Here is a 3,435-nt window from a genome sequence, read left to right as displayed (position 1 = left end):
GCCGTACACAGTGGTTCCGATCAAATTCTCCGCGCTGATCTTATCTGCGGGCAACTCGGTCAGTGCCGACTTGTCAATGGCGGCGGTGGCGGTGTTGTCAGTGGCAACCGCAGGCGCGGCAGCGGGGGGGGTGTCATAGGCCTTGGTGTCGAAGTTGGCCTGGGCCTGGAGATCTTCCTTTGTCGTCTTGGCGACCAACCACCGGCTGCCGTTCTTCTCAACCCATTCAGCCTTGCTGAAGTCATAAGCGACGTTCTTTTCGCCAATCCCCAGGAAGCCTCCGACACCAATGATGATGAACTTGGCTTTGCCGTCCTTGGCGAGAACGATGTCATTGACGTCACCGATCTTCTCGGCATTGTCTGCGGCACTGTTGTAGACCGCAGCGCCCATAATCTTGCTCACGAGGCTTCCGTCAGGGACCGCAACGGTAGCTGTTGGAGCAGTATTCTGAGTTGCGTTGGCAGGCTTGGTGGCATCTTCAGAATGGGCGCCCGATACCACCAGGGCTGATGACAGCAGCGTGACCACGGCGGTGGTGGTCAAAAGTTTGCGGATCATGGTATGTTTCCTTGTGCGTTTCGTTGATGCACGCCGCGCTCGGCTGAACCCGTTGCAAGGCGGCTGGGCGCGGCATCTATGCACAGTGACAACGAGCCTCTCGTGGACAAGTTCCGCTTCGGCAGACCTGTGGTCTGCGCGTTGATATGGATTTTCCCGAAGATGCAAGTGCGGGACGTGATTGAGTTGAGCGGCGGGCTGCCCCTACCCTGCCTTGATCGCCTTGGAGCTGGCATGGGCGACCACGTGAAAGATGCTCTCGATGAGATCCTTTTCCCGGAATGGCTTGCTTAGCAAGGGGACATCCAACGGACGATCGGCAATCGCGCTCGCGTCAGCGTACCCGGTTATGATTACCGCTGGCCAGTCCGAGCGCAGATTGCGTGCAAACCGAATGACCTCCACTCCGGATACCAGGGGCATAGCGAAGTCTGTAACGATCACGTCGAAATCATTTGGCGTCCGTTCAATGGCCGCCAGCGCCTCGGCGCCGCCCGCTGCACAGGTCACAGCGAAACCCCGCTGCCGGAGCGACTCAGCTGTCAGCTGCCGGAGTGCGCTGCTGTCGTCAATCAGAAGAATCGACGGGCGTTCGTTACTCGCATAGACCAGAATTTGCTCTGCCGAGGGTTCAACCACATCGCTGACCGGCTGCTCGACCGAACGTGGCAACCACAGTTCCATGGCAGTTCCGCGTCCAACGACACTGTCTATGCGCAGCGCGCCGCCGGACTGCTTCATGAAACCGTAAACCGTGCTGAGCCCTAACCCCGTTCCTTTGCCGACGGGCTTTGTGGTGAAGAATGGTTCGACCACCTTGGCCAAAATATCCGGCGCGATGCCCGCACCGGTGTCTTTGACGGCGATAACCACATAGTCGCCAGGCGCCAGATCGTCGGATACCGTCTTAATTGTCCGATTTTGCGCCCGGACGCTAATTGTTCCACCCGAAGGCATAGCGTCGCGGGCGTTGAAAACCAAATTCATCAAGGCAAGTTCAAGCTGCCCGGCATCGACATGAGCCGGCCAAACCGCATTATCGATCTGCCAGTCGAAGCGGATCAGCCCTCCCAAGACCGGAGCGACCAACCCGTTCATGGTGTCGCCAAGCGCCGCAAGCCGTACAGCTTCGGGCTTTAGGGTCTGACGCCGCGAGAAGGCGAGCATTCGCGTGACAAGGTCAGCACCTTGTTTTGCAGAACGCCGCATCAGGTCGAGAACCTGTCGTGCCTGATCATCCAACGTCCCTTGACGTTCGAGCAGTCCCAATCCGCTGAGAATTGCGGCGAGCAGATTGTTGAAATCATGAGCCAAGCCGCCCGTAAGCTTGCCGATTGCGTCAAGACGCTGTGACTGCAGCAGCTGATCTTCGAGGCCGCGCCGCTCGGTAACATCGAGCAACGTGCCCAGTATCTCGGGGTCGCCACTGTCAGAGCCGTTCGACATCACACCTTGATCGAGAAAGATGCGATACTCGCCATTGGCGCACTGCCAGCGGAATTCGCAAGCGTAGGAGCCGGTGGTTTTTGCCTCTCGCAGTGCTTGTTTCAACCTTGGTAGATCGTCGGCGTGGACTCGGCTGAGGCCGAAGGTCGGATCCGAGGTCAGATCTTCGGCCGAAAACCCGGTCAGGCGCTCGACACCGTTGGTCAGAAAGCGGGTCGCGAAGGGTGGCTCGGCTGCCCGCGCATGGAAGCAGACCGGCAGCGAACTCAAGATAGTATCCTGCCGCTCCTCCGCGCTGCGCAGAGCCCGCTCGGCCTGGAGCTTTTCTTTTTGTGCCTGCAGCGCCTGCGCAAGAAGCCCTTGTTCTACCGCCGCCTTCCGCTGGATCTCCAGGGTCTTTTCGTGAAGCTCGACGAAAACCGCGACTTTCGAACGCAGCATTATCGGATCGAATGGCTTGAACACATAGTCCACTGCGCCGGCATCGTAGCCGCGCAGCATATGGGCGTCCTCTTTGTTGATGGCGGTGAGGAAGATGATTGGGGTGCGCTTGGATTGCTCGCGCTGGCGGATAAGCGCGGCCGTTTCATAGCCGTCTATCCCCGGCATAAGCACATCCAGCAGGATTACGGCGAAGTCCTCCTTCAACAGAAAGCGCAGGGCCTCTTCGCCCGATTGGGCGCAGATAACGTCTCCGGTTGTAGCGAGCACTTCGCTGATCGCCAGCAGATTGCGTTCATCGTCGTCCACAGCAAGAATGCGGGCTTTTGCGGGCCTTTCGGCCTGTTGCACGACCTCAACTTTTCTCACTCTGTTTCTGGGAAGCTTTTGCATGGACCGGCCGTCAGTTCACTGCCATGAGCATTTTTTCCGGGGTCCCGACGCGTGATCGGGAACGACCAATCCAGACGCGAAGCAACGCCAGCAGCAGATCAAGATCGACCGGCTTGGCGATATAATCGGAAGCACCGGCGTCCAAACATTTTTGCCGATCGCCCTTCATCGCTTTGGCAGTAACGGAAATCAGCGGGATGTGAGCAATCGCCGCTGTGCCGCGAATGCGCCGCATCGTCTCGTAGCCGTCCATCTCCGGCATCATGATATCTATCAACGCTGCATCGACGTCGGGAGTCTGTTCCAGAAGCGCAATACCGTCGCGGCCACGCTCAGCATGCAGAACCTGTATATCGTAGGTCTCCAGGACGCTGGTAAGCGAGTAGATGTTGCGGATGTCGTCGTCGACGATGAGGACCTTCGCGCCCGCCAGATCGGACTTGCCGTTCTGCTCGGTTTCTGTTCCACCCTCTTTGCGCCCTTCTCCAGGCAGCGTTGCCGACATATGAAGCGAGAGTTGAGCAAAATTTTCGGCCCGGGGCGCATTCGCAAAAGCCGGATTCAACGCCAGTATCTGGTCGAGCGCATCCGGAT

Annotated in this window: 3 protein-coding genes; all 3 read right to left on the bottom strand. The window is 58.5% G+C overall.

The window, feature by feature from the left end:
- Positions 1–561, bottom strand: a 561-nt coding sequence (locus ACXJ7R_RS27885) for a PRC-barrel domain-containing protein (RefSeq protein WP_457154636.1), incomplete at its 3' end; no start/stop codon positions are given.
- Positions 562–765: 204 nt separating this feature from the next.
- Positions 766–2,841, bottom strand: coding sequence for a response regulator (locus tag ACXJ7R_RS27880; protein ID WP_457154635.1), 2,076 nt, complete (start codon positions 2,839–2,841; stop codon positions 766–768).
- A 10-nt stretch (positions 2,842–2,851) separates the two neighbouring features.
- Positions 2,852–3,435 (bottom strand): response regulator (locus ACXJ7R_RS27875; protein ID WP_457154634.1); only part of this gene is annotated, 584 nt, incomplete at its 5' end.

It is taken from the genome of Mesorhizobium sp. P5_C1, assembly GCF_054049815.1.
Note: the sequence above shows the minus strand (reverse complement) of the source record. Positions and strands in the feature narration are given on the sequence as shown.

Bases quoted from the DNA above. Each gene is read 5' to 3' on its own strand.
- ACXJ7R_RS27880 (WP_457154635.1), bottom strand. From the start codon at position 2,841: ATGCAAAAGCTTCCCAGAAACAGAGTGAGAAAAGTTGAGGTCGTGCAA.